26 protein-coding genes and 1 tRNA gene are annotated in these 25,209 nt (G+C 61.1%); 12 read left to right on the top strand and 15 right to left on the bottom strand.

Features of this window, described 5'->3' with window-relative positions; translation table 11 throughout:
- Position 1 precedes the first annotated feature (1 nt).
- A complete protein-coding gene (gene hda, locus L1071_RS07040; RefSeq protein WP_246970516.1) occupies positions 2–700 on the bottom strand; it encodes a DnaA regulatory inactivator Hda in 699 nt (232 codons plus the stop codon).
- Positions 697–1,788 (bottom strand): AI-2E family transporter, encoded by a 1,092-nt coding sequence (locus L1071_RS07035; protein WP_246970502.1) that lies wholly within the window; start codon positions 1,786–1,788, stop codon positions 697–699. Before L1071_RS07035 ends, hda begins: the two co-directional genes overlap by 4 nt.
- A gap of 182 nt (positions 1,789–1,970) precedes the next feature.
- On the opposite strand from L1071_RS07035, the gene purM reads away from it, so the two are divergent.
- From purM to L1071_RS07020, 3 genes are all read left to right on the top strand, one after another.
- Positions 1,971–3,050 (top strand): phosphoribosylformylglycinamidine cyclo-ligase, encoded by a 1,080-nt coding sequence (gene purM, locus L1071_RS07030; protein WP_246970499.1) that lies wholly within the window; start codon positions 1,971–1,973, stop codon positions 3,048–3,050.
- Entirely contained in the window at positions 3,047–3,790 is a 744-nt protein-coding gene (purN, locus tag L1071_RS07025; protein WP_246970487.1) for a phosphoribosylglycinamide formyltransferase, read from the top strand. Before purM ends, purN begins: the two co-directional genes overlap by 4 nt.
- A 147-nt stretch (positions 3,791–3,937) precedes the next feature.
- The gene (locus tag L1071_RS07020; protein WP_246970481.1) at positions 3,938–5,023 is read left to right on the top strand and encodes an aldo/keto reductase; all 1,086 of its coding nucleotides are present in this window, start codon (positions 3,938–3,940) and stop codon (positions 5,021–5,023) included.
- 95 nt (positions 5,024–5,118) lie between these two features.
- Here L1071_RS07020 and dcd read toward each other — a convergent pair whose 3' ends face one another.
- From dcd to L1071_RS06990, 6 genes are all read right to left on the bottom strand, one after another.
- Positions 5,119–5,685: a dCTP deaminase gene (gene dcd / locus L1071_RS07015; protein WP_246970478.1), complete on the bottom strand. Its 567-nt coding sequence runs from the start codon at positions 5,683–5,685 to the stop codon at positions 5,119–5,121.
- A gap of 158 nt (positions 5,686–5,843) precedes the next feature.
- A complete protein-coding gene (gene apbC, locus L1071_RS07010) occupies positions 5,844–6,644 on the bottom strand; it encodes an iron-sulfur cluster carrier protein ApbC (protein ID WP_246971152.1) in 801 nt (266 codons plus the stop codon).
- Between the two features lie 168 nt (positions 6,645–6,812).
- A complete protein-coding gene (locus L1071_RS07005; RefSeq protein ID WP_378110427.1) occupies positions 6,813–7,265 on the bottom strand; it encodes a tellurite resistance TerB family protein in 453 nt (150 codons plus the stop codon).
- An 82-nt stretch (positions 7,266–7,347) separates the two neighbouring features.
- Positions 7,348–9,387 carry an AsmA family protein gene (locus L1071_RS07000; protein WP_246970462.1) on the bottom strand — a complete coding sequence of 680 codons (2,040 nt, stop codon included), beginning with the start codon at positions 9,385–9,387 and terminating at the stop codon, positions 7,348–7,350.
- A gap of 90 nt (positions 9,388–9,477) precedes the next feature.
- Complete coding sequence (locus tag L1071_RS06995) at positions 9,478–10,191, bottom strand: DUF3581 family protein (protein ID WP_246970459.1); 714 nt, start codon at positions 10,189–10,191, stop codon at positions 9,478–9,480.
- Positions 10,192–10,331: 140 nt separating this feature from the next.
- On the bottom strand, positions 10,332–11,063 hold the full coding sequence (locus L1071_RS06990) for a glutathione S-transferase (RefSeq protein ID WP_246970456.1): 732 nt from the start codon (positions 11,061–11,063) through the stop codon (positions 10,332–10,334).
- Between the two features lie 114 nt (positions 11,064–11,177).
- Between L1071_RS06990 and thiI the strand changes: the two genes are divergently transcribed.
- The 5 genes from thiI (at position 11,178) to nth (ending at position 16,954) form a co-directional block, all read left to right on the top strand.
- The gene (thiI, locus tag L1071_RS06985; RefSeq protein WP_246970448.1) at positions 11,178–12,668 is read left to right on the top strand and encodes a tRNA uracil 4-sulfurtransferase ThiI; all 1,491 of its coding nucleotides are present in this window, start codon (positions 11,178–11,180) and stop codon (positions 12,666–12,668) included.
- A gap of 29 nt (positions 12,669–12,697) precedes the next feature.
- Complete coding sequence (locus L1071_RS06980; RefSeq protein ID WP_246970436.1) at positions 12,698–13,090, top strand: gamma-glutamylcyclotransferase family protein; 393 nt, start codon at positions 12,698–12,700, stop codon at positions 13,088–13,090.
- 158 nt (positions 13,091–13,248) lie between these two features.
- Positions 13,249–15,294, top strand: coding sequence for a methionine--tRNA ligase (metG, locus tag L1071_RS06975; RefSeq protein ID WP_246970433.1), 2,046 nt, complete (start codon positions 13,249–13,251; stop codon positions 15,292–15,294).
- A 9-nt stretch (positions 15,295–15,303) separates the two neighbouring features.
- Positions 15,304–16,308: an electron transport complex subunit RsxB gene (rsxB, locus tag L1071_RS06970; protein ID WP_246970417.1), complete on the top strand. Its 1,005-nt coding sequence runs from the start codon at positions 15,304–15,306 to the stop codon at positions 16,306–16,308.
- Positions 16,309–16,315: 7 nt separating this feature from the next.
- On the top strand, positions 16,316–16,954 hold the full coding sequence (gene nth / locus L1071_RS06965) for an endonuclease III (RefSeq protein WP_246899351.1): 639 nt from the start codon (positions 16,316–16,318) through the stop codon (positions 16,952–16,954).
- 21 nt (positions 16,955–16,975) lie between these two features.
- On the opposite strand, the gene L1071_RS06960 is transcribed toward nth, so the two are convergent.
- The 5 genes from L1071_RS06960 to L1071_RS06940 all read right to left on the bottom strand — a co-directional run bounded on the left by L1071_RS06960 (position 16,976) and on the right by L1071_RS06940 (position 20,961).
- Positions 16,976–18,028: a tRNA-queuosine alpha-mannosyltransferase domain-containing protein gene (locus L1071_RS06960; RefSeq protein WP_246970412.1), complete on the bottom strand. Its 1,053-nt coding sequence runs from the start codon at positions 18,026–18,028 to the stop codon at positions 16,976–16,978.
- A 75-nt stretch (positions 18,029–18,103) separates the two neighbouring features.
- Positions 18,104–18,523, bottom strand: a complete 420-nt coding sequence (locus L1071_RS06955; protein WP_246970410.1) for a DUF1161 domain-containing protein — start codon at positions 18,521–18,523, stop codon at positions 18,104–18,106.
- A gap of 11 nt (positions 18,524–18,534) precedes the next feature.
- Positions 18,535–19,209, bottom strand: a complete 675-nt coding sequence (locus L1071_RS06950) for a glutathione S-transferase (protein WP_246970408.1) — start codon at positions 19,207–19,209, stop codon at positions 18,535–18,537.
- A gap of 168 nt (positions 19,210–19,377) precedes the next feature.
- A complete protein-coding gene (locus L1071_RS06945; RefSeq protein ID WP_246899345.1) occupies positions 19,378–19,668 on the bottom strand; it encodes an HlyU family transcriptional regulator in 291 nt (96 codons plus the stop codon).
- A gap of 72 nt (positions 19,669–19,740) precedes the next feature.
- On the bottom strand, positions 19,741–20,961 hold the full coding sequence (locus tag L1071_RS06940) for an argininosuccinate synthase (protein WP_246970406.1): 1,221 nt from the start codon (positions 20,959–20,961) through the stop codon (positions 19,741–19,743).
- 210 nt (positions 20,962–21,171) lie between these two features.
- On the opposite strand from L1071_RS06940, the gene rnt reads away from it, so the two are divergent.
- Positions 21,172–21,837: a ribonuclease T gene (gene rnt, locus L1071_RS06935; protein WP_246899342.1), complete on the top strand. Its 666-nt coding sequence runs from the start codon at positions 21,172–21,174 to the stop codon at positions 21,835–21,837.
- Positions 21,838–21,950: 113 nt separating this feature from the next.
- On the opposite strand, the gene grxD is transcribed toward rnt, so the two are convergent.
- The gene (grxD, locus tag L1071_RS06930) at positions 21,951–22,289 is read right to left on the bottom strand and encodes a Grx4 family monothiol glutaredoxin (RefSeq protein WP_246970404.1); all 339 of its coding nucleotides are present in this window, start codon (positions 22,287–22,289) and stop codon (positions 21,951–21,953) included.
- Between the two features lie 324 nt (positions 22,290–22,613).
- Here grxD and argF point away from each other — a divergent pair, with 324 nt between their 5' ends.
- Complete coding sequence (gene argF, locus L1071_RS06925) at positions 22,614–23,534, top strand: ornithine carbamoyltransferase (protein ID WP_246970398.1); 921 nt, start codon at positions 22,614–22,616, stop codon at positions 23,532–23,534.
- A 367-nt stretch (positions 23,535–23,901) separates the two neighbouring features.
- The gene (locus L1071_RS06920) at positions 23,902–24,075 is read left to right on the top strand and encodes a hypothetical protein (RefSeq protein WP_178997276.1); all 174 of its coding nucleotides are present in this window, start codon (positions 23,902–23,904) and stop codon (positions 24,073–24,075) included.
- Positions 24,076–24,167: 92 nt separating this feature from the next.
- Here the strand turns inward: L1071_RS06920 and L1071_RS06915 are convergent.
- A tRNA-Ala gene (locus tag L1071_RS06915) sits at positions 24,168–24,243 on the bottom strand.
- Between the two features lie 292 nt (positions 24,244–24,535).
- Here L1071_RS06915 and uvrY point away from each other — a divergent pair.
- Complete coding sequence (gene uvrY, locus L1071_RS06910; RefSeq protein ID WP_246970392.1) at positions 24,536–25,180, top strand: UvrY/SirA/GacA family response regulator transcription factor; 645 nt, start codon at positions 24,536–24,538, stop codon at positions 25,178–25,180.
- Positions 25,181–25,209: the final 29 nt, after the last annotated feature.

The following is a 25,209-nucleotide window of genomic DNA, read 5'->3' as shown; positions in this document are numbered from 1 at the left end:
ATTACCAGCCCAGCGCCTGCTTGACGAAAGGAATGGTCAGCTTGCGCTGAGCGGAAAGCGAGGCGTGGTCGAGACGAGCAAGCGCATCGAATAGCGCGGAAAGTTGTCGCGGGCCACGATGCAGAATATAGCGTGCGACTTCATCAGGGAGCTGCATGCCGCGTACCTGTGCGCGCAATTGCAAGGCCTCGAAGCGTCCGCTATCGTCCAGTGACTGAACATGAAAGGTCACACCCCAGCTCAAGCGCGAGGCGAGATCGGGCAACACGATGGGCAACTGGCGCGGCGCGGCTTCGGCGGCGATCACCAGGCGCTTGTTGGCATCGCGCATGCGATTGAAGAAATGAAACAACCCCTCTTCCCAGCGCTTACGCCCGAGTACCGCAGTGAGATCATCGATCGCCACCAGGTCCAAGCGTTCGAGATCCTCGAGCATATGCGGCGGAAAGTGTCCCAGGTCACGCAAGGGGAGATACAAGGCACGCTCTCCCCGGTCCCCGGCTTCGTGGCAAGCGGCTTGCAGCAGGTGGCTACGACCGCTGCCCGGCGCGCCCCACAGGAACAGAAAAGGCTCGCCATCCGTATCGAGCTGGCCGCGCAAACGTTCGAGCAAAGGCGCATTGCTCGACGCATGGAAGTTGGCGAACGTTGCATCGTCACTCAGCCCCACTCCCAGTGGTAGCTGCGCGGACCCGATCATGGCCTTTCCTCATCGCCTTCGTGCGAGGCGCCAGCGTGGCGGGAAGTATCGTATAAGCGACTGTTTTTATAGCGCTCATGAAGGTAACGCAATACTACCATGACGACAGCGGCAACCGGCAACGCCAGCAGAATGCCAGTGAAGCCGAATAGCTGCCCACCCGAGAGCACGGCAAAGATAACCGCAATGGGATGCAGACCGATCTTGTCGCCGAGCAATACTGGTTGCAGCACGGTACTTTCGACGAGTTGGCCGATGCCGAAGACCACGGCCACGCCGAGCAGCGGCAGCCATTCACCGAACTGAAAGAACGCCACCAATGCTGCTACGCTGATGCCAACGATCACGCCCAGGTAGGGCACGATACTCGCCAGCCCCGCCACTAGGCCGATCAAAAGGCCAAACTTCAAGCCCAGCAGACTCAGCCCCGTCGCATAGATCACCGCCAGGCTGAGCATCACCAGCAACTGTCCACGCAGAAAGGCCGACAACACCTCGTCGCATTCATGACTGAGGCGCGTGATCGTCGGTTCGACGTGACGCGGCAGCAAATCGCGCAAGCGCGCCTTGAGCCGGTCCCAGTCGAGCAGAAAGTAAAAGGTCGTCACGGGAATCAGCGCCAGATTGCCCATCCACACGGCGAATGCCATGCCTGACTTGGATGCCTGGGCCAGCACCGCCGCCGCCACCGTGCCTGTCTCGCGCCAGTTCTCCATCAAGGTACTGCGCAGCTGATCGAAATCAGCGCTGAGATCCACGCCCGTCACGGCTTGGACCTCCGGTAGCACCACCGACTGTACCCAGTTAAAGATGGCCGGGAAGGATTCGACCAATTGCGCCAGCTGGCGTCCCAGCAAGGGAATCAGAATCAGGCACGCCAAGACCATCGACAGCGCCAGCACGAGGAATACCACGCTCACCGAGAGCCGGCGCGACAAGCCGCGCGCCTCCAGCCAGTCAGTCACTGGGTCACCTAGATAGGCCAAAATCATGCCGACGAAAAACGGCATCAAGATGGGCTCCAGCAAGACGAGCAACCAGATCAATCCCGCCGCGCTCAGAAGGCCCCACACTTGTATGCGTGTCATTGCGATACGTATCTCCCAGCTCTTTTGATTTCGATTCTACACGCCTGCGCGGGCAATGCGCCTCCCGTGGGGCAATGCTACAATGCGGCCTTCCCTTATACCGCCCTGGCCTCGGGCGCCAGGCGGCGCCATCGGCTTCGCCCGATCGCCCTGCGATCGGCACACTGTTGACAGGAATGCCCATGACTCGCAGTTCGGACACGCCCACCTCTTCCCGCGAATCCCTCAGTTACAAGGATGCCGGCGTGGACATCGACGCCGGCAACGCGCTCGTCGAACGCATCAAGGGAGTCGCCAAGCGTACCTCCCGCCCCGAAGTGATGGGCGGCCTGGGCGGCTTCGGCGCGCTGTGCCAATTGCCCAGCGGCTACCGCGAGCCGGTACTGGTCTCCGGTACCGACGGCGTCGGCACCAAGCTTCGTCTGGCCATGGACCTCGAGCGCCATGACACCATCGGTATCGACCTGGTCGCCATGTGCGTCAACGACCTGGTCGTCGCCGGCGCCGAGCCGTTGTTCTTCCTCGACTACTATGCCACCGGCAAACTGGATGTCGAGATCGCCGCCGACGTCGTCACCGGTATCGGCGAAGGCTGCGCCCAGGCAGGCTGCGCATTGATCGGCGGCGAGACCGCCGAAATGCCCGGCATGTACGCGGGCAACGACTACGACCTGGCCGGCTTCTGCGTCGGCGTGGTCGAGAAATCCGAGATCCTCGATGGCAGCCGTGTCGCCGAGGGCGATGTGCTGCTCGGTCTGGCCGCCTCCGGTCCGCACTCCAATGGCTATTCGCTGATCCGTAAGATCCTCGACGTCAGTCAGGCCGAGCTCGACACCGAGATCGACGGCGTGCCCTTGCGTGACGCTCTACTGGCGCCGACGCGCATTTACGTCAAGTCGCTGCTGTCGTTGATCAAGGACAGCGACGTGGCGGTGCACGCTCTCTCGCACATCACCGGCGGCGGCCTGCTCGAGAACGTGCCTCGTGTACTGCCCGAGACCCTCACCGCGCGTATCGATGCCGCGAGCTGGACGCGCCCCGCAGTTTTCGACTGGCTGCAACGTGAAGGCAACGTCGACGAGCACGAGATGCATCGCGTGCTCAATTGCGGCATCGGCATGGTTGTGGTCGTGCCCGCGGCTCAGGCCGAACAGGCCCAGACCACACTCGAAGCCGCCGGCGAAACGGTGTATCGACTCGGTGACATCGTCGCCCGCCAGGATGAGGAAGAACAAGTTCGTCTGGAGAACGTCCGCTCATGAATGCTCCGACTCAAGCCGACACCCCCGACGGCAACGACTTCGAAGCGGAACCCGCCGAGAAGCGTCGCGTCGTGGTGCTTATCTCCGGCAATGGCAGCAACCTGCAAGCGCTACTCGACGCACAGCAACACGACGAGCTGGGTGGCGAGATCGTTGCCGTCATCTCCAATAAGGGTGATGCCTACGGCCTGATCCGCGCCAAGGAAGCCGGTGTCGATTCCGTGGTGCTGCCACATCGTGAATACGACGATCGCGACGCTTACGACCGCGCGTTGATCAAGGTCATCGACCGCCACACGCCCGATCTGATCGTCCTCGCGGGGTTCATGCGTATCCTCACGCCGACGTTCGTGCATCGCTATGCCGGCCGCATGCTCAATATCCACCCTTCGCTGCTACCGGACTATCCGGGGCTAGACACGCATACTCGCGCCCTGGCCGATGGCGTATCGGAGCATGGCGCCAGCGTGCACTTCGTTACCGAAGAACTCGATGGCGGACCGGTGGCCTTGCAAGCCGCACTCAGGGTCGACCCCGATACCGCCGTCGAGCAGATAATCGAAAAAGTCCATGCCCGCGAGCATCTGATCTACCCCATCGCCGTACGCTGGTTTCTCGAGGGCCGCTTGAGCCTGGGGGCGGAAGGCGCTCAATTCGACGGCATGCCACTGCCGCACACCGGGCTGCGTATGTCGCATGAAGACGCCGCGGAAGAACTCGACGAAGACCTGGACGACTGACCTCCTCCACCGGCGGCGCCCGCCGCCGGTCCTTTGGTATATTTGCTCGCCGGCTAATCTTTCACCACACTCAATGAGGCGATGGGTGGCGTCACGCCATGCATCGCCGCGCGCAATATCGCAATTCCCACATGGAGGTTCTACGATATGGAATATCGTCCACTCGGTGATTCCGGTCTACTGGTATCCACGCTGACTCTCGGCACCGTCCCGTTCGGCGGTAGTAACGGCTTCGAAAAAGCCGCCAGCGTTGACACTGACGGCGCTCGCAAGCTGATCGACATGGCACTGGATGCCGGTGTCAACATGATCGACACGGCTGACCTCTACTCGATCGGCGAAGCCGAAGAAATTACCGGCAAGGCGCTGGGCAACAAACGCAACGACATCATCCTCGCCACCAAGGGGCGTAGTCCACTTGATAACGACCCCAACAACTCCGGCGCCTCACGCTACCACCTGATTCGTGCCGTCGAGGCCAGTCTCAAGCGGCTCGGCACCGATCACATCGATCTCTACCAGTTGCACAACTGGGATGGGGTGACGCCGATCGAAGAGACGCTGGAAGCCATGCACCATTTGGTGACCAGTGGCAAGGTTCGCTACTACGGCACGTCGAACTACACCGGCTGGCAGATGATGAAGATGCTCGGCAAGTCCGAAGCGCGCAACCAGATCGCGCCGGTCAGCCAGCAAATCTACTACACGCCTGAATCACGCGAGGCGGAATACGAACTGATGCCGTTGGCGCTCGACCAGAATATCGGCACACTGATCTGGGGGCCGATGGGCGAAGGCTTACTGACGGGCAAAGTGCGTCGCGGTCAGAAGACACCCTCCGGCACGCGGCAGGGCAACGGCTGGCCGGAACCCTATGTGCATGACATGGAGCGTGCCTACGACATCATCGAGGAGATGGCTGCCATCGGCGACGCCCACCATTGTTCCATTCCCCGCGTTTGCCTTGCCTGGCTGAAGAATCGCCCCGGTGTCACGTCTCTTATTATCGGCGCACGTACCCAAGAACATCTCCGTGATAACCTGGCGGCCGTCGACCTCCAACTGAGCGAAGAAGAGACGCAGCGTCTGGAAAAGCTGACACGCCCGGCGCCGCTGTATCCGTACTGGCATCGCCTCGTATCAGGTATGGATCGTCTCGACCCGGCCGAGAAGCCATTCCTCGACGGTTACGCCGAAACCATCGAACACCGTGACGACAATCGCTCCGCCTGATTCTTCTACCGACGTGCGAACGCAAACGAGGCGCCAAATGGCGCCCCGTTTTCTAATGCGTGTCATACCGGCTGACACGAGATGCATCTACCCCGCTAGGTACGCGGTAGCGTAACGCCTCGCTGTCCCATGTACTTGCCGCCACGGTCCTTGTAGGACAAATCGCAGACCTCGTCGGATTCCAGGAACAGCATCTGCGCCACGCCTTCATTGGCATAGATACGTGCCGGCAGAGTCGTGGTGTTGGAAAACTCGAGCGTGACGTGACCTTCCCACTCGGGTTCGAGCGGCGTGACATTGACGATGATGCCGCAACGCGCGTAGGTGGACTTGCCCAGACAGATGGTCAACACGCTGCGCGGAATGCGGAAATATTCCACGGTGCGCGCCAAGGCAAAGGAGTTGGGCGGAATCACGCAGACATCACTCTTGACGTCGACGAAGCTCTTCTCGTCGAACCCCTTGGGATCGACCACCGCCGAGTGAATGTTGGTGAACACCTTGAACTCATCAGCGCAGCGCACATCGTAGCCGTAGCTTGAGGTGCCATAAGAAATCACCCGTTGCTCGTTCACGTAACGAACTTGGTCCGCCTCGAACGGCTCGATCATGCCCTGGCCCTCGGCCATGCGCCGAATCCATTTGTCGGATTTGATGCTCATTGAAGTTTCCTGCTCAGTGCGCTGTCGCGATGAAATCGGGTCGTCTCCGTGAACCTCGGTCCGTGAAAACTCGGTCCCTGAAAACTCGGTTCGTGAAAAACAAAGGGGCCGTTATGATAACGGCCCCATCGCGTCACGCAAACGTTACGTGAAGAACGTCACTCGCCGAAGCTGATGGTCGGCGATTCGTCGGACTGCGCGTCAATTCCCTCGGCCACGGCACGCGCCACCTGACGGAACGTCTGTGCGACGCTTCCTTCCGGGTCAGCGATCACACTGGGCTTGCCGCCGTCGACCTGTTCGCGGATCGTGCCATCGAGAGGCAACTGACCCAGTAGCCGCGTCTGGTACTGCTCGGCGATGCGCTCACCGCCGCCGCTACCGAAGATCGGCTCCTGGTGGCCACACTGCGAACAGACATGCTGGCTCATGTTTTCGACGACCCCCAGCACCGGCACGTTGACCTTGCGGAACATCTCGATACCTTTCTTGGCATCGAGCAGCGCGATGTCCTGAGGCGTGGTCACGATGACCGCCCCGCTCACCGGCACTTTCTGCGCCAGGGTCAGCTGCACATCGCCGGTACCCGGCGGCATGTCGACGAACAGATAATCGAGATCCTGCCACGCGGTCTGGTTGAGCAGTTGCTGGAAAGCTCCGGCCACCATCGGGCCACGCCAGACCATGGGCTCATTGGCATCCACCATGAACGCCATGGACATGGCCTGCAGGCCATGGGCCTCCAGCGGCTTGAAGGCATTTTCGCCCGCCGGCTGCGGCCGCACACCCGGAGCGATTCCCAGCATTTGCGCCTGACTGGGACCGTAGATATCGGCATCGAGCAGTCCCACTCGGTATCCCTCGGCGGCCATCGCCAGGGCCAGATTGACGGTCACGGTGGACTTACCAACGCCCCCCTTGCCCGACGCCACGGCGACGATATGCTTCACGCCTTCGATCACAGCAACTCTCCTTTCCACGATATGCTCATCTGCAGTGCGCCAGCCAGGCTGACAGCTCAATGCGTCCAGTATAACGTCCCGCAATGGCACTTACCCAAGCGTTTCAGTCAACTTTTCGCCAGACGCCTTCCTGGCACTCGACACACGCAGGCTGACCGTGCCGTCTCAGCTCTCAGGCATGACCTCGAGCTTGGTGCGAATGAAATCGCTGTGACTGACATAAAGGAGGTCGGCGAGACGCCGGACGCGGTGCTCTTCCAAGGCATCGAGCTCGCCATCGGCAAAGGCCAACTGCCACATCTGGGCAACCAACGCCACGCGATCCTCGTAGCCATACTGATCGCGAATCAGGCTGACGAATTCATAGTGATCGACGGCCTGTTCGACTTCGGTTTCGGCTAACGCCATCAGCTCATCGACATCGTCCGGGGCGATCGTGAGGCGCGTGGTCAACAGTTGCCGCAGCATTTCCCTTTCGCGTGGGTCATGCTCGTAATCGGCACGCATGATCTCGCACAACAGCGCCGCCACCGCCAATTCCAGCGTCACCTGCCGACGCTCCGATTGCGGGGACTCCAACATGCGTTGAAAGAATTGCTGAATGCCTTCGATACTCAAGGGATGCTCTCCTGTGACAATTGGTGACGCAACGTGTGACAAGCCACGCGCTCAGTGGTTGCATCGCGCGGCTGAATGAAGATTACTCGCGTTGTAACTCACCCAGCCAGCCGCCGCAGGCACTATTGTCAGCCGCCGTCGGCGAGACCAGTGCCAGCAACGCCGCCGCCGGCGAGGCAACCGTGCCTAAGGTCAAGGCGGCCGCGCCACGGGCGACCAATGAAGCGACCTCGACGCCCGGCTCGGGATTGCTGAAAGTACCGCGGACGTAAAGTGGCGAGCGCAAGGTAAACACCCGCATGTTCTTGCTCTCCGGCTCGATGGTGAAATCCAGGCGCTCAGTGTCAAAATCGGCCATGCCGTCCACCTTGATCAGGGCATTCTCGGTATCGACCATGAAGAGTCGAGACTCGGCCTTGCCATCCTCGATATTGAAGTCGGCGGCGGCACACTGAATCGCCACCTGCTCGTCGCCGAAGAGTTCGCCAATCAGATAGTTGCCGACGTTAAGCCCCACTAGCTCCATCAGATTGCGGCTGATCACGCCTTCGCGGACCAACAGATAGACATTGCCATCGGCATTGCCGAGCAATTCGGCCACGGAGTTGCCATGACTCTCCATACTCAGATCGCCATTAAGTTCACCAAGGCTTTCTTGCATGCCCTCGAGCTGCGGCAGCAAGCGCTTTAGTTGCAACTCGCGCACATGCATGTCGATACGTCCGGGCATTGGATCCTGAGCGCCATCAAGACGAACGGTGGTATTGAGGTTACCCTCAGCGACTCCGAAGCGCAGCGGGTCCAGTAATAACTCACCCGCGTCCATGTGCACATGGGCATACAAATCGTTGAGCGGTAGATCAGCATCGTGTTCGATCCGCTCGGCCGTGAAGCGCACGTCAGCATCCATGGCCTGCCAACGCTGGGTATCGAACGTTTCCACGGGGAGAACCTTATCGCTTGGCTGCTGCGTCTCTTCACCGCGCGCCGCCTTGTCGGCATTGGCATCGGCTCCGATCAGTGGTGCCAGATCGGCAAAACGCAAGCGCTGCGACACCAGCTCGCCTTCCAGACGCGGGCGTGGCGAGGCGAGTGTGTAGTGCAAGTCGCCACGAATATCGCTGTCACCGATGGTGCCGGTGAAGCCGTCATAGCGATAGGTAGGCGTCTTTGCCATGGGCGACGCCGTCAGATGACCTTCGGTAGCATAAGCCGGTGTCGCGGGTAGCGTCACGCCGGTCAATCGCTGCAGGGCATCGAGGCTCGGCCCTTCGAAGCGTAGATTGAGATCGATATCTCCGCCCGCTAGCGGATCGATCAAAGTACCGGCGAGCGCCACACGCGTATCCCCGGAGCGCACATCCGCCTCCACCGGAAAGGGTAAGCCGTCACCGACCAATGCCAGCATGCCACCCAGGCGGCCCTCGCCTTCGAAGGGCTCCTGGCGGTAACGTCCCTCGGCCTGCCAGGCAAATTGGAAATCATCGACCGCTCGATCGTCTAGCGCTGCGTCACCGCCAGCGACTTGCGCATAGGGCACCGTTTCGCCAAGCGGTGACACGCTGAACGCGATATCGGCGTCATGCTCGGCGTCGCGATAGGTGGCCGTCGCTTCCTTGAAATCCAACCGCCCAATATCCAGCCGCCAACCCGAACCTTCTTGCGACGCCTGGCTATCGTCGCCACCTGACGTCGCGAAGGTCCAGTTATTGCGCCCCTCCTCCAGCCGTACCAAATGCCCACGCGCGTCACGCACGCTTATTTCCGGCAAATGGAGACATCGTGACAATAATGCCAAGGGGGAAACGCGCGTTTCCAGGCGCGCAATGCGCACCAAGGGCGGCGCCTCGATGAAATCGGGGTTGCCGAGTTCAATGTCTTCGGCATGGATATGCGGCCACGGCAGCCAAGCGCGCCAGTCGTCACCATCAGGCTCGCGCGACCAAGTCACGTCGAGATCGCCATGGATGGCAAAGGGCCGCTCCAGAGCATCACTGACGCGCTCATTGAGGGTCGGTTTGAGAAGGTTCCAGTCGAAGAACGCCAACACCACGATCAGCAGTGCCACCAACGACACCAATACCGCCAGCGTCCCGCCGGCGAGCTTGCCCAAGCGTCTCATGCCTCTTCCTTGTCGCTATGACCATGACGTTTATATAGCTATGTAGCATAGCGTCATCGCGCCATTACCCGCCGAGGCGAATTCAGTCCATCAATCGGCCATGGCGTAATGTGCCTTGAGGTTCATGAACTTCTCGACGAAGGCGTCCATCACCGGTGGGTCGTACTCTCGCAGTCCGCTGACTACTAGTTTCTTGGAACCATGGCCGATCGCCGTGTCGCCGTCGGTCATCTTGAATTGCAGCAAGGCGTCTCCCCGCTTGCCGCAGACATCCAGCGTCGCGCCGGCGAAGGCTACGCCAGCCTCGGCGACATCCAGCCGCGATAACGAGAAGCCCATGCTGTCGTAGATCACCAACGGCCGCTGGGGGTTGAACATCACTCCCTGCTCTTCCATCAGCGGTTTGAGGTAATGCGGGAAGTTACGCCCCGAAAAAGCCACGTAACGGCGCGTAAAGGCCTCAATGACGCCGGCGTCGTGGGTGATATCGCCGCCGCGCTCGACTTCGAGATACACCTTGCCGTTGGCGTCGGTCACCTGAACGGTATCGTCGTCGTGTTGCACGAAGCACAGCGGCACACTGTCGCCGACCATGCCCTTGAAGTGGAAGGTCATGCGCTGCGCCAGACCAAAACGTGCCATTACCAAGGCGAACAGCAGATCGCCCGGCACGCAGAAGCGGCGTGCATCCGCATCATGGATGGGATTGTAATCGCCAGCGATACACTTGGCGAAACGGCTTGCCTGCTCGGCCGTAATACATAGCCGATCATCGGTCACGGTGTGAAAGTCGTCGAGAAACATGCGCTTATCCCTGCCCATCAAGAAGCGCCCACCACGGCGCGGATCACGAACGCCAAGATGGTATCAAATTCATTGGCGCTCGGGCGCGGCCCCCGCACACATTTCTCAACATAGCGCCACCGGACGATAACATCGAGCGCTCAATCGGCATCCAGCTCAAGATAATGGCGAAAAATGCCGTCTTCGTTGAACGCTTGGCGTCGGGCTGACTCCAGATAAGCGGCGATACGCGGCAATGACGCCACACGCTCGCTCAAGGCCATTACGCCGGGAGTCGACGGTGCCTGTGCCGCCATCGCGCGAGGCATAGCGTAGCGCAGGCCGCTAACGGTCTGAAAAAGCGACAGATCGACATAACTCAAGGCATCGCCGACGAGATACCCCGAGCCGGCCGGATTGCGCGCCAGAACATTCTCGAAATAGCCGAGGAACTTGCCCAGTCGCTCCTGGCGGAATACCTGTGCGCGCCGGATCGCCTCATCTCGCTGTTCTTCGTAATACAGCGAACTGCCGATGGGATGATGCACATCGTGAATCTCGGCGATGAAATCGGTCATCGTCAGTTGCAGACCATGCGCCCAGTCACGACTGGCTTCATCATCCGGCACCAGGTCGAGCCGCGGGCCCAAGAAACGCAGGATATTGGCGACATGCGACACGAGCCGCTCCTGCGCTTTGAGAATCGGCGGCGCAAAGGGCGGATATGCTTCGAACGGTACGGTCTCGCCGCCGAGCAGATCACCGATCGCGCTCACGCCATCCTGACGTTCACGCGCCACATCGACGTAGTCGGCCCCCGCCGCCTCGAGCGCCAAGCGCACATATTCACCGCGTCCGGGAATGCCCGGCCAATAATACAGTTCGTATTGCATGGGAAGTCTCCTCGCGATATACGGATTCAGCGTAGCAGCCTCGGCGGCATGACTGGCCGGACAAGTGCCGGATTGCTACCATGCGCACCTTCACTAGCACTCGACACGAGACATATGCGGTATCGCGTCAAGCTTTTCCCCGAGATCACCATCAAGTCCCGCCCTGTGCGCAAGCAGATGGTGCGTTGTCTGCGCACCAACCTGCGCAACATCCTGACGCCGCTGGTCTCCGATGTGCGGATCGCCGACTGCTGGGATGCGCTGGAGGTGCGGGTCCGCCACGCCATCGACGACGCTACCCGCGAGCGTCTGGAGGCAACGCTCTCGCGTGTGCCCGGCATCCACGAGGTGCTGGTGATCGACGTGCATACCTTCGCCTCTTTCGACGAAACCGCCGAACGCCTGGTGGCGCTGTGGCGAGCGCCGCTAGCCGGCCGCCGGTTTCGCGTCAGCGTCAAGCGCCGCGGGCAGCACGACTTCACTTCGGCGGATCTTGAACGTTACCTGGGCGGCGCGCTGCTCGACGCCAGCCCGGACGCCAAGGTGGATCTCTCCCACCCCGAGGTGAACGTCACGCTCGAGTTGCAGGACCAGCATCTGCGCCTGGTAACGCGCCGTTTGCCCGGCCTGGGCGGCTATCCGCTAGGCACCCAGGGCCAGGCGCTGGCGCTCATCTCAGGTGGCTACGATTCGCCGGTAGCCGCCTGGCGCTTGATCCGACGCGGGCTCAAGACGCATTACCTATTCTTCAACCTCGGCGGACCGCAGCACGAGCAGGCGGTGCGCGAAGTCGTGCACCAAGTGTGGCAAGGCTACAGTGCCTCGCACCATGCTCACTTCATCAGTGTGCCCTTCGATGGCGTGCTCGATGAAATCCAGCGCCGTGTGCCCCCCGGCCTGGCGGGCGTCGTGCTCAAGCGCATGATGCTGCGGGCCGCCAATCGCGTCGCGGCGCGTGCGCGCATTTCGGCACTGGTCACCGGCGATGCCTTGGCGCAGGTGTCCAGTCAGAGCCTGGTCAATCTGGGGCTGATCGATGCGGTCAGCGAGCGGCCCGTCCTGCGCCCGCTCATCGCCGACGACAAGCAAACCATCATCGAAGATGCACGCCACATCGGCACCGCCGCCCATGCCGAACGCTTGCCGGAATACTGCGGCACGATCTCGCAACGCCCCAATACACGTCCCAGGCCCGAGCAGATCGACGCCGCCGAGGTCGACTTCGACATGGGCGTGCTCGACGCAGCCCTCGAGGCCACCCGCCAATCGCGGGTAGACCGCCTGCTCGACACACCCGCGCCACGCACGCTCGATGTCCCCGTGATCGAGAGTGCCGAGGCGCTGCGCGAGGCCGATGACGTCACGGTAATCGACATTCGCCACCCCGACGAACGCGAGGCAGCACCATTGAAACTGCCGCAGGGAGAGCCGCTGGCGATTCCGTTCTTCGAACTCGGCGAACGCACCGCGCAGTTGTCGTCGCAGCGACGCTACGCGCTCTATTGCGATCAGGGCATCATGAGCAAGATGCAGGCGCTGCGGCTTGCCGACCAGGGACTCAAGAACTTCGTCGTCTATCGCGGCAACCCCCGCCCCGAGCACTGAACCGTCATTCGTCGTCAAGCAAGGTCGCCATGCATTCACCCGTTCTCGCCATTCGTCGCACGCCGCTGGTCGCCGTGTACGGCACGCTCAAGCGGGGCCTGCGCAACCACCATTGGCTCGCAGGTGCCGAATTCATCGGCGCGGATACGCTCGATGATGTCACTCTCTACGACTTGGGACATTGCCCCGGCGCCAAGTCAGAGCCCTCCCACGGCATCGACGTGGAACTCTACCGAGTCGATGCGCGAGGGCTACGCGATCTCGACCGGCTCGAGGATTATCGCGTGCGCGCACCGCGCAGCGGCACCTACGATCGAGTGATTCAACGCACCGCCTTTGGTCCAGCCTGGCTTTATCTCTACAATCTCGATATCGCGGAATGTCCGGCCATCCGCGCCGGCGGCTGGCCAAGTACGTCCTGAACGTTACCCTGACCGAGGTGTCGCGAGCGCATCGATCGCGTCTACGTCGTCTTCCGCATCACGGATGCAGCCAAGCGCCAAGGGGGCTACAATCGCCCTTTCGTCGATGTCATTCGCGACGCCTTCTTTCGTTTCCGATTTCAGTCACTAGAGCCGCCATGCCGACTACCGCCAACGCCCAGCGCAAGATCCTGGTCACCAGTGCCCTGCCTTATGCCAACGGCTCGATTCATCTGGGCCATTTGCTGGAGTACATCCAGACCGATATCTGGGTACGCTTCCAGAAAAGCCGCGGCCACGAGTGCCATTATGTATGTGCCGATGACGCCCATGGCACCGCCATCATGTTGCGCGCAGAGCAGGAAGGCATTACCTCGGAGCAGTTGATCAGCAACGTCAGCACCGAGCACCAGGCCGATTTCGCTCGCTTCGGGGTGGCGTTCGACAACTATCATTCGACGCATTCACAAGAGAACCGCCAGCACAGCGAGCGTATCTATACGGCGCTTCGCGATGCCGGGCATATCTCCACGCGCGACATCGAGCAGATGTTTGATCCGGTCAAGGGCTTGTTTCTCGCCGACCGTTTCATCAAGGGCACCTGCCCCAAGTGCCATAGCGACGACCAATACGGCGACAACTGCGAAGCGTGCGGTGCGACTTACACGCCGGCAGAGCTGATCGACCCGGTCTCGGCGATCAGCGGCGCCACGCCGGAAGTTCGCACGTCCACTCACTATTTCTTCAAGCTGCCCGACTTCGCCGACTTCATGCAGGGCTGGATCGATGGCGGTCATGTGCAACCGCAGATCCGCAACAAGCTGCTGGAATGGTTCGAGTCAGGCTTCAACGAGTGGGATATTTCCCGCGATGCGCCCTATTTCGGCTTCGAGATTCCGGATGCACCGGGCAAGTACTTCTATGTCTGGCTGGATGCACCGATCGGGTATCTGGCCAGCTTCCAGAATCTCTGCGAGCGCGAAGGCATCGACTTCGACAGCTACTGGAAGAAAGATTCCGAGGCCGAGGTCTATCATTTCATCGGCAAGGACATCGTCTACTTTCACGCCTTGTTCTGGCCAGCAATGCTGGAAGGTGCAGGCCTGCGCACGCCGACCGGGGTCAATTGCCACGGCTTCGTCACCGTCAACGGCGCCAAAATGTCCAAGTCGCGCGGCACCTTCATCAAGGCGCAGACCTACGCCGAGTATCTCAACCCGGAATATCTGCGCTACTACTTCGCCGCCAAGCTCACCGCTGGGGTCGACGATCTCGATCTCAACCTCGAGGACTTCGCCTCGCGCGTGAACTCGGACCTGGTCGGCAAGGTGGTCAACATCGCCAGCCGCTGCGCAGGCTTCGTTAAGAAGCTCAATGGCAACCAACTCGCCGCCCGCTGTGCCGAGCCTGAGTTAGTGGCACGCTTCGCGGATGCCGGCGAGGCGATCGCCGCCGATTACGAGGCGCGCGAATTCGGCCGCGCCATGCGCAAGATCATGGAGCTCGCCGACGAGGCCAATGCCTACATCGCCGACAAAGCGCCCTGGGTGCTGGCCAAGGAAGAAGGTCGCGAGCAGGAAGTGCTCGATATCTGCTCGGTGGGCATCAACCTGTTCCACGTGCTGATGGTCTACCTGCAACCCGTGGTGCCGGCCATGGCCGAGCAGGCGCGCGTCTTTTTACAGGTCGACTCCCTCGACTGGGAAAGCCGCCACGACGTGCTCGAAGACCATGCCATCGCCAAGTTCAAGCCGCTGATGACCCGCGTCGACACCGACAGGATCGCGCAAATGACCGAAGCCTCCAAGGAAGTCCTCGCCGAGGAGCAAAAGCTCAAGGAACGCGCCACAGGGCCGCTAGCCGATGATCCCATCGCCGCTGAGATCGGCTTCGATGATTTCGCCAAGCTCGATATGCGCATCGTGCGTATCGCCAAGGCCGAGTACGTGGAAGGCGCCGACAAACTGCTCAAGTTGACACTCGATCTGGGCGGCGAAACACGCACGGTCTTCTCCGGTATACGCGCCGCCTACGCTCCCGAGGCGCTGGAAGGTCGGCTGACGGTGATGGTCGCCAATCTGGCGCCACGCAAGATGCGTTTCGGTGTCTCGGAAGGCATGGTCCTGGCCGCCGGCGACAAGGAAGGCGGTATCTACCTGCTATCGCCGGATAACGGCGCCGAACCCGGTCAGCGCATCACTTGAGGAGGCAAGGTGTCCGCTAATCTCGCGCTCATCGAAACCCTTGACGCCGAGTTGCCGCAGACGCAATGCGGCAAGTGCGGGCATCCCGGTTGCCGCCCCTATGCCGAAGGTATCGCGGCGGGTGAAGCGATCAATAAATGCCCGCCCGGCGGCGAGACCACCATGGCGCGCCTGGCCGAGTTGACAGGTCAGGAGCGCCAGCCCCTAGCAGAACCGGCGCAGTCTCCAAAAGTGGCGTACATTCGCGAGGCGGAATGCATCGGCTGCACCAAGTGCATCCAGGCGTGCCCGGTAGACGCCATCCTCGGCGCCGCCAAGCAGATGCATACGGTGATCGAATCCGAATGCACCGGCTGCGAACTGTGTGTTGCGCCCTGCCCCGTGGACTGTATCGACATTCTGCCGCACCCCGAATGGCTCGCGGCACGCACCCAGGCTCAGCAAGACGCCTACCTGACCAAGCGTGCCACACTGGGTCGCCAACGCTACGAAGCTCGTCAGCAGCGCCTTGCCCGCCAAGCCGAGGAGAAACGCCGCAAGCGCGAACGTCGCCAGGCCGCCGTGGCATCGATGTCCAAGCGCGAGGCAACTCCCGCTCAGGCGACGCAACAGGACGACACTGCGAGCGTGGATACCACAGCCCTCAAGGCGACGCGTGCCAGCCTGGTCGCCGGACTCAAGCGCGTGGAACGTCAACGCCAGCGCGGCGACCTGGACACCGAGGCAAGCCGGGCGCTCGATGAGCGCGCCGCGACGCTGACCACGCGCCTGACGGATATCGACCAGCAACTCGGCGACGCACAGGCACCGCGCGCCGAGACCACTGCCACGCACCATCGGCGCATGGCGGTCAAGGCCGCCGAGCAGGCATTGCGCAAGGCTCGCCAACAAGTCACGCATGCCCAGCGCCATGGCGATGCCGCCAGCCTCGAGGCCGCGCATGGCCAGGTCGACGAAGCCCAGCGCATGCTCGACGCCGCACGCGCCGCGTTCGATTCTCCCTCATCGACTTGATTCGCCCATGAACGCTCAAAAACGCTACGAGATCTTTTCGCGCCTACGCGATAACAACCCGACACCGACGACGGAGCTGCACTGGCAAACGTCGTTCGAGCTACTGACGGCAGTGTTGCTCTCGGCCCAGGCCACGGATGTCGGCGTTAACAAGGCCACCGCGCACCTATTTCCCATCGCCAACACCCCGCAGGGCATCCTCGACCTGGGACTCGACGGGCTCAAGGACAAGATCAAGACCATCGGCCTTTACAACAGCAAGGCCGACAACCTGATGAAAACCTGCCACCTGCTGCTCGAGCGTCACGGCGGCGAGGTGCCGGATACGCGAGAGGCGCTGGAAGCACTGCCCGGCGTCGGCCGCAAGACCGCCAACGTGATCCTCAATACCGCCTTCGGCCAGCCGACCATGGCGGTGGACACGCATATCTTCCGCGTCGCCAACCGCACGCGGATCGCGCCGGGCAAGAACGTTCTCGAAGTGGAGCAAAAGCTGATGCGCCACGTGCCCAAGGACTTTCTGCACGACGCGCATCATTGGCTGATTCTTCACGGGCGCTACACCTGCGTGGCGCGCAAGCCGCGCTGCGGGAGCTGTGTGATCGAGGATCTCTGCGAGTATAAGGACAAGACCGAGATCGCATGAAGGCAACGTGGTGATGCCTCATCACGTCCCCATGAGCACCTCGCGATACGCTTCGCGCCACGCCGGCCATTGCCAGGCTCGCGCATCGGGCAGCGCCGGGCGCGATGCCGGATCGGTCAGCCATTGCTCTAGGGTGGCCTCGAGCGTCGCCTGATCGCCCGCGTAGCGATACGCCGCCGCGTAATACTCGGGAAAGCACAACCGGTCCGGCACCAGCGGCACACAACCCTGCGTCACCGCCTCCATGACCGCCAACCCCTGAAACTCATGATCGGTCGTGGATACCACGATATCGGCGCTTTCGAGCATTTCTCGGTAGACATCGCCGGGTTGCTCGCCCCAGCACACCACACGCTCGCCCAGCCACGCACGCGATGCCTCGAAGACCGGCGGCTGATCGCGGAACTGCTGTCCCAGCACCGCTACCTCGAAGTCGATGTCGCCTGCGACCAACGTTTCCAGCGCAGTGAAGAACGCCTCGGGATTCTTGTCATATTCCCAGCGATGATTCCACAGAATTCGCCGCCCCGAGCCAGCCGGCTTTGGCGTCTCCTCGGACAAGGGCACGGGGAGCACCACGGCCTTGTCGGCCACGCGTGACAGCAACGTGTCGAGCGGCAGACGCTCGGGCATGCGCTTGAGGAAGTCGCGCGCGCCGCGTAATAGACTGTCGCGGTTATAGGCGCTGTTGAAGACCACGACATCCGCCGCCAGAGCCGCGTAGAGATTGACCATCAACGGCTCGGCGCGGATGCGCTGGCCCTTGGGAAGCGGATAGGCGAACTGATTTTCGTGGAAGTATACGACCTTACGCGCACGCGCCAGCGAGGGACACAAGCCCACCAGGGTCGCCAAATCGACCATCGAGGTCGCGACGACCAGGTCATAGTCTTCATGCAGACAGTCGCTCTTCTGACCCAACCAGGTCAGCGGATTGCCGCGAATCCGCCAGGGAAAGTGTCGAGGTGGCAACTCCAGGCGTCGCCAGTCGATCTCGGGGAACTGCTGCTGCAGTCCATCCGCCCAGTGCCGATGACTCACGGCCGCGTAGGCGGAAAGCAATAAGGCCTTCACGCGCGCCTCCTGAATAAAAGGCGCCATGGTAGCAGCCGAAGGAAGCGGACCGCCAAAAGGCGGGATTACATCCCCCTAGTCGCCGATATCCTCGCGCTCGGCAGCGTCATCCCCTGGCTCGGCGCTCGCGTCGGACGGTGGCAGCGATGCATCCGAGGACGACATGGCCCCGCTCCCCTGGGCGCCGCGCCGATAGATCACCTTGCGCGTGCCGCCATCGCAGCTTCCCACGACATCGCCTCCAGCGAGGGCATCGTCTTCGCGGACGCCATCCTCGTCGACACGTTCACTGGCGATAATATCGAGCTCGAAATCCTCGACGCCATTGGCACGAATCTTGGCTTCGATCTCATCCTGCAGGACATCGCAGGCCATCACGCTAGGAACATCATCGCTTGCGCCTTCGTCCTGGTGCGATTCCTGTTGGGCGCCGGCAATGATCGGCAAGCCGGCCAGTCCCAGCGCCAGCCCTTTGACCCACCCGTGATTCATCATGATCGCCTCCTCTAACGTGTCGCACTCAAATTCAACTCGCCGGTCTGTGCCACGGCACGCTGGTAGTCCGGCCGCGCTCGCACCCGTCCCAACCAGTCGCCAATGGCAGGAAAATCCTTGATGCCACGTCGTGATTCAACCGCCAATACGGGGAAGCTCATCTGAATATCTGCCGCCGTGAAGTCTGAGCCGGCAAACCATGCATGCTCGGCAAGTGTGGACTCCCAAAATGCCAGATGCCGCTCGATCTCGGGGTCGAGAAACTTGGCCTGCACACCCTGGCCCAATTTGCCCGCCACGGGGCGCAATAGCGCCGGTACCGGCGGCTTGCCCAGGCGTGAAAAGATCAGATGCATCACCAGCGGCGGCATCGCGGAGCCTTCGGCGTAGTGCAGCCAGTAACGATAATCACGATGCGCAGGCGTTCCCACCGCTGGCGCCAGTTGGCCATCGTCATAGCGCTCGATCAGATAGTCGATGATCGCCCCGGACTCGGCCACGGTCAGCCCCTCGTCGACGATCAACGGCGCTTTGCCGAGCGGATGAAGACGCTTGAGGCTCTCCGGTGCCAGCAACGTCTGCGGGTCACGATGATGAGTCACGAGTTCGTATTCCTGTTGCAAGGCCTCAAGCAGCCAGACGATGCGTAGCGAACGGGAGTTGTCGAGGTGATGCACGGTGATCATGCGTGGCTCCATCGGGTGATAAAAGGTTAGGCCCGCGCGATGCGGTGAGAGTTCCCGGCGATCATGTCCTAGATATCGTGACAATAAAAAACGCCACTACTCCAGAGACCATAGCTCCAAAGATAGTGGCGTTGGCATTCGCGTGCGCGGTAGCGATGGTAAAAGCGCTCAGCGCTCCTCGAACATCGCGTCGCCGATATCGTCGATATAGCGCTGTGCCTTGCGCAGCGTCAACGCGATACAGTCATCGCGGCTGGAAACGATATCCGAACGCTCGAAGCGGTATTCATGTGTCTCGCCGCCCTCGACGGGCTTGCGAATCCAACCGCTAACCCGGTACTGACCGCCGACATCCTGCGGATCCGGCGTAATCAGATACCCTTCGTAGTCCGTCGCGGGCATTTCCTCGTCATGGGCATCGCCGCTACGAAACAAGCCCTCGATGAGTCGTTTCAGCATGAAGCCTCCTGCGCGCTGACTATGCGTTCCACGCCGCTCGACCGAGAGACGTTCGACGCGAGTGAATGCGGATCAATTCGCATTGCGGCCTTTTGCCGCCGCGATGCGCAGACGCAAGGCATTGAGCTTGATGAAGCCTTCGGCGTCTTTCTGATCGTAGGCGCCGGCATCGTCCTCGAAGGTCGCGATGGAAGCATCGAACAGCGACTCCTCAGACTTGCGCCCGACCACGGTAGCACTGCCCTTGTAGAGCTTCATGCGTACCACGCCGTTGACGTTGCCTTGAGTCTCGTCGATGGCCGCCTGCAGCATTTTGCGCTCCGGGCTCCACCAGTAGCCGTTGTAGATGACCTCGGCGTACTTGGGCATCATCTCGTCTTTCAAGTGCGCGGCTTCGCGATCGAGTGTCAGTGACTCGATGGCGCGATGGGCGCGCAGCATGATGGTACCGCCCGGGGTTTCGTAGCAGCCACGCGACTTCATGCCCACGTAGCGGTTCTCGACGATGTCCAGACGCCCGATGCCGTTGTCGCCGCCGAGCTTGTTGAGCTTGGAAAGCACCTCGTGGGGCTTGAGCGGCTCGCCGTCAATGGCGACGACATCGCCTTTCTCGAAGGTCAGCTCGATATACATCGGCGTCTCCGGCGCGGCCTCCGGCGACACGCTCCAGCGCCACATGTCCTCTTCGGCTTCCGCCCAAGGATCCTCGAGGATGCCGCCCTCGTAGGAGATGTGCAGCAGATTGGCGTCCATGGAATACGGCGATTTCTTCTTGCTCTTGGAGAAGTCGACCGGAATGTCGTGCTTCTCGCAATAATCCATCAACTTCTCGCGGGAGTTGAGGTCCCACTCGCGCCACGGGGCGATCACCTGGACGCCGGGCTTCAACGCGTAGGCGCCAAGCTCGAAACGTACCTGGTCGTTGCCCTTGCCGGTGGCGCCGTGGGAAATCGCGTCGGCGCCGGTCTCGTTGGCGATCTCGATCAGGCGCTTGGCGATCAACGGCCGCGCGATGGAGGTCCCCAGCAGGTATTCGCCTTCGTAGATCGTGTTGGCGCGGAACATCGGATAAACGTAGTCACGCACGAACTCTTCGCGCAGGTCCTCGATGTAGATTTCCTTGACGCCCAGCGCCTGTGCCTTGACGCGCGCCGGTTCGACCTCTTCGCCCTGACCGATGTCAGCGGTGAAGGTCACCACCTCGCAATCGTAGGTTTCCTGCAACCACTTGACGATGACGGACGTATCCAGGCCGCCGGAATAGGCGAGGACGACCTTGTTCACATCGGACATGCGGGACTCCTGAAAAGATGGATATTGATCGAATGGATCGGCTGCGCGAACACAGCGAGAAAACGTCACCCGATTATAGCGCCGAGTGAGGCTGACGAACACCAAGCAGCGGGACGTCGAGGGGTGAAAATGCTACACTCGCGGCCACTTTGTCGCCCCGCCCCGGGTGTGGCGACGCTATCGAGACCGCATTGGGATGGGAGCAAAAGCATGAGCGACGGCCAGGCACGCGATTTGATGGCTAAACGTTTCCGAGGCTTTCTCCCCGTCGTCGTCGATCTGGAAACCGGGGGTTTCAATGCCCAGAGCGACGCCCTGCTCGAGATCGCCGCCGTGACGCTGACCATGGACGAGCTGGGCAACCTGATGCCCGATGCCACGCACGCCTTCCACGTCAAACCCTTCGACGGGGCCAATATCGAGCAGGCCGCACTGGACTTCACCGGCATCGACCTGGATAGCCCACTGCGCCAGCAAGTGGCATTGAACGAGCACGACGCGCTGGGCGAAATCTTCAAGCCGGTGCGCAAGGCCATCAAGGCCAACCAGTGCACGCGCGCCATCTTGGTCGGCCATAACGCCGCTTTCGATCAGGGCTTCTTGAATGCCGCCATCGAGCGCAACGACATCAAGCGCAACCCTTTTCACCCGTTCTCGTGTTTCGATACCGCCACGCTCGGCGGCTTGATCTACGGCCAGACCGTGCTGGCACGCGCCTGCCGCGCGGCGGGCATCGACTTCGATAACGACGCGGCACACTCGGCCCGTTACGATACCGAACGCACCGCCGAGCTATTCTGTGCCATGGTCAACCGCTACAAGGATCTCGGCGGCTGGGAGCTGGCCCAGAAGGAACAAAGCATGGATGAGGACTGACGCGACACGTCGTTACTCGCTTGGCCCCCATACAAAAGCCCTGCCGATGTTTATCGGCAGGGCTTTTTTGATGCGCCGGCGCCTTCCCAAGGGAGGGCGCCCGGCTCAAGGCCTCATTCCTGTTCGGTTTCGGCGTTGGCCGTGGCTTCCTTGATCAGCTTCTCCAACTCACCGCTTTCGTGCATTTCCACGATGATGTCGCAGCCGCCAACCAATTCGCCGTTGACCCACAGTTGCGGGAAGGTCGGCCAGTTGGCGTATTTGGGCAATTCGGTACGAATGTCCGGATTGTCGAGAATGTTGACGAAGGCGAAACGCTCACCGCACGCCATGACCGCCTGTACCGCCTGAGCGGAGAAGCCGCATTGCGGCAACTGGGGCGTGCCTTTCATGTAGAGCAGAATCGTGTTTTCGCCGATTTGCTGCTGGATGTTCTCGAGAGTCGTGCTCATCTCAGTTTCCTCACGCGGGGCAGCTTGCCATTGACCGGCACCACCGCAATACGTCGGGTGAATGTACGTCCATTCTACTGATGGCGAGCGCCGAAAACAGCCCTCGTAACACCGACACTCTTGATATCGACAATTGCGCCTTCTCGGCAGCCTGGCTAGGATGGTCGACTTTCCGCACGGCCCGCATGTTGCCCTTGCAAGGCCGAGCGTCGCAGAAAGCCGGGCCTCGGGGGGCACGTCTTGGCTGTTACGCTCACATGCTTTCGTCGGTGGGCGTCGTCGCCCTGAGATATGCCGTGGATCACATATAAAAGGAGCGTCGCCATGGCCACACGCCACTTCTTGACCTTGCTCGACCTGTCACCCGAGGAACTCAACCACCTCATTCAGCGCGCGATTACGATCAAGAACCGCCTCCAGGCACAAGGGCCGACCTATACGCCCTTGGCCAACCGCACCCTGGCGATGTTTTTCGAGAAGTCCTCGACGCGTACGCGAGTGTCCTTCGAAACTGCCATGGCGCATTTCGGCGGCCATGCGCTCTTCCTTTCACCGCGCGATACGCAACTCGGACGCGGCGAACCGATCGGCGATACCGCCCGCGTGCTCGCCGAGATGGTGGACATCGTCATGATCCGCACCTTCTCGCATGCCGGACTCGAGGAATATGCCGCCGCCAGCCAGGTCCCGGTCATCAACGCGCTGACCGACGATTATCATCCCTGCCAGCTGCTGGCCGATGTCATGACCTGGACCGAATGCCGTGGGTCGGTGAAGGGCAAGACCGCCGTCTGGATCGGCGACGGCAACAACATGTGCCATTCGTGGATCAATGCCGCACGGCAGTTCGATTTCCAACTGCGCGTCTGCTGCCCGCCGGGTTACGAGCCGGATGCCGATCTCGTGGCAGCCGCCGGCGATCGCGTAGAGATATTGAACGACCCTCAGCAGGCGGTACAAGGCGCGGAGCTGATCACCACGGACGTGTGGGCCTCAATGGGCCAGGAAGAGGAACAGGCCAAGCGCGAGCGGGATTTCGCCGGCTTTCAAGTTACCGAGGCACTGCTCGACCGCGCCGCCGATAGTGCGCTGTTTCTGCATTGCCTGCCCGCGCATCGCGGCGAGGAAATCAGCATGACTCTGCTCGACGACCCGCGTGCCGTGGTATGGCAAGAAGCCGGCAATCGCTTGCACGCTCAGAAGGCCTTGATCGAATTCCTCCTGCTCGGCAAAGTCGACGAATAACCCACCGACACGCCACATCCACCGCAAGAGCCGATGCCGCCTGGACGGCATCGGCTCCTTTATTTCCGCGACATGCTGGCTTGCCTTGCGTGCTACGCCCGCGGGACGGCCCTTCCTGTAACTTAACTACCACGGCACCACCCTACTCGACACCCCGCTTTACGACGAAGCCCCTCGCGCAAGCGCTTGCAACGCCCCGAGAACGTTGATTTTTTACTACCCGGGCATCGCCAATGTCTACGTTGACGCAACCCCGCCAAACGCCGACTTTCTCTTTACGAGCTCCGTGCTCACAGGCTTTGTGCCTTGCCATCACTGCACGGCAGATATGCCTTTCATCGAGTCGAGACTACGGCAGGAGAACAGCATGTTTCTCATCGAGCAACGCGATAACGAACGTACCATCGAATGCCCGGCGTGCAGCGTCAGCGAGACGATTAATGACGACGAGCGCCTGCAAGCCTTCGAAGAGCGCCATGCCGAGGACGGCATGCAATACCGGTGTCTGGAATGCGGTGCCAGCGGCCCCGCCAGCCCTTGAAAGAAGGCGCTGCCAACGACAACCCGACGTTGAACGACACACGCAAAAAAGCCGCCGACGCAATGCGTCGGCGGCTTGATATCAGGCGAATCTGGTGGAGCCTAGCGGGTTCGAACCGCTGACCTCAACACTGCCAGTGTTGCGCTCTCCCAACTGAGCTAAGGCCCCATGTCGATAGCGCATCGAGCGATGCGTTTATCCACTTTCCAAGGAATATATCCGCGATAGCGCCCTTGGAACGCTGCGTATATTACGGCCACCATCCATCCATGTCAATGCGCACATACCATCCGCCAAGTCGGTTCGGCACTGGCGTCGAGCAGCGCGCGAAAGTGCAAAACCCACAGCAGCATAATGCCAATATTACTGTTAAGTTGATTGAGAGAATTACATAATGGCCGCCACATAAGACCGCCATGACCACTATTTCGTTAACCGGCGATTGATTACAGGAGTTCCCTTGATCAAGGTTCTTGTCGCTGATGATCACCATCTGGTGCGTACCAGCATTGCACGAATGCTGGATTCCGAAGATGGTTTGCACGTTATCGCTGAAGCCGTCGATGGCGAAGAAGCCGTCAACATGGCACGTGAACTGCGCCCCGATATCGTATTGATGGATATACGTATGCCCGGCATCGGCGGGCTCGAAGCCACGCGCAAGATCATGCGCGGCATGTCGGATATAAAGGTCGTGATCGTGACCGCATTTCTCGAAGAAGCGTTTGCCCAGCGCCTCATGGATGCCGGCGCTGCCGGGTTCATCAGCAAGGGCACGGAGCTCGATGAAATGGTCCGCGCGATCCGCGCCATTTTCGGGGGACAGCGCTACATCAGCCCGGATATTGCCCAGAAGGTTGTGCTTTCCAAGATAGGCTCGCAGGACAACCCCTTCGACCAGCTCTCGCATCGCGAGCTGCAGGTGACGATGATGATCGTCAATTGCCAGAAGGTCAGCGATATTTCCGACCGGCTTTTTCTGAGTCCCAAGACCGTCAACACCTATCGTTATCGCATTTTCGAAAAGCTTAATGTGCAATCCGATGTCGAGCTCACCCACCTGGGGCTACGTTACGGCTTGATAGACGGCTACGAGGCTTCCTGAGACCGGGTGTCGCTGGCGCTGCGAGTCAG

This window comes from Chromohalobacter sarecensis, from assembly GCF_023061135.1.
Taxonomy (GTDB): domain Bacteria; phylum Pseudomonadota; class Gammaproteobacteria; order Pseudomonadales; family Halomonadaceae; genus Chromohalobacter; species Chromohalobacter sarecensis.
Note: the sequence above shows the minus strand (reverse complement) of the source record. Positions and strands in the feature narration are given on the sequence as shown.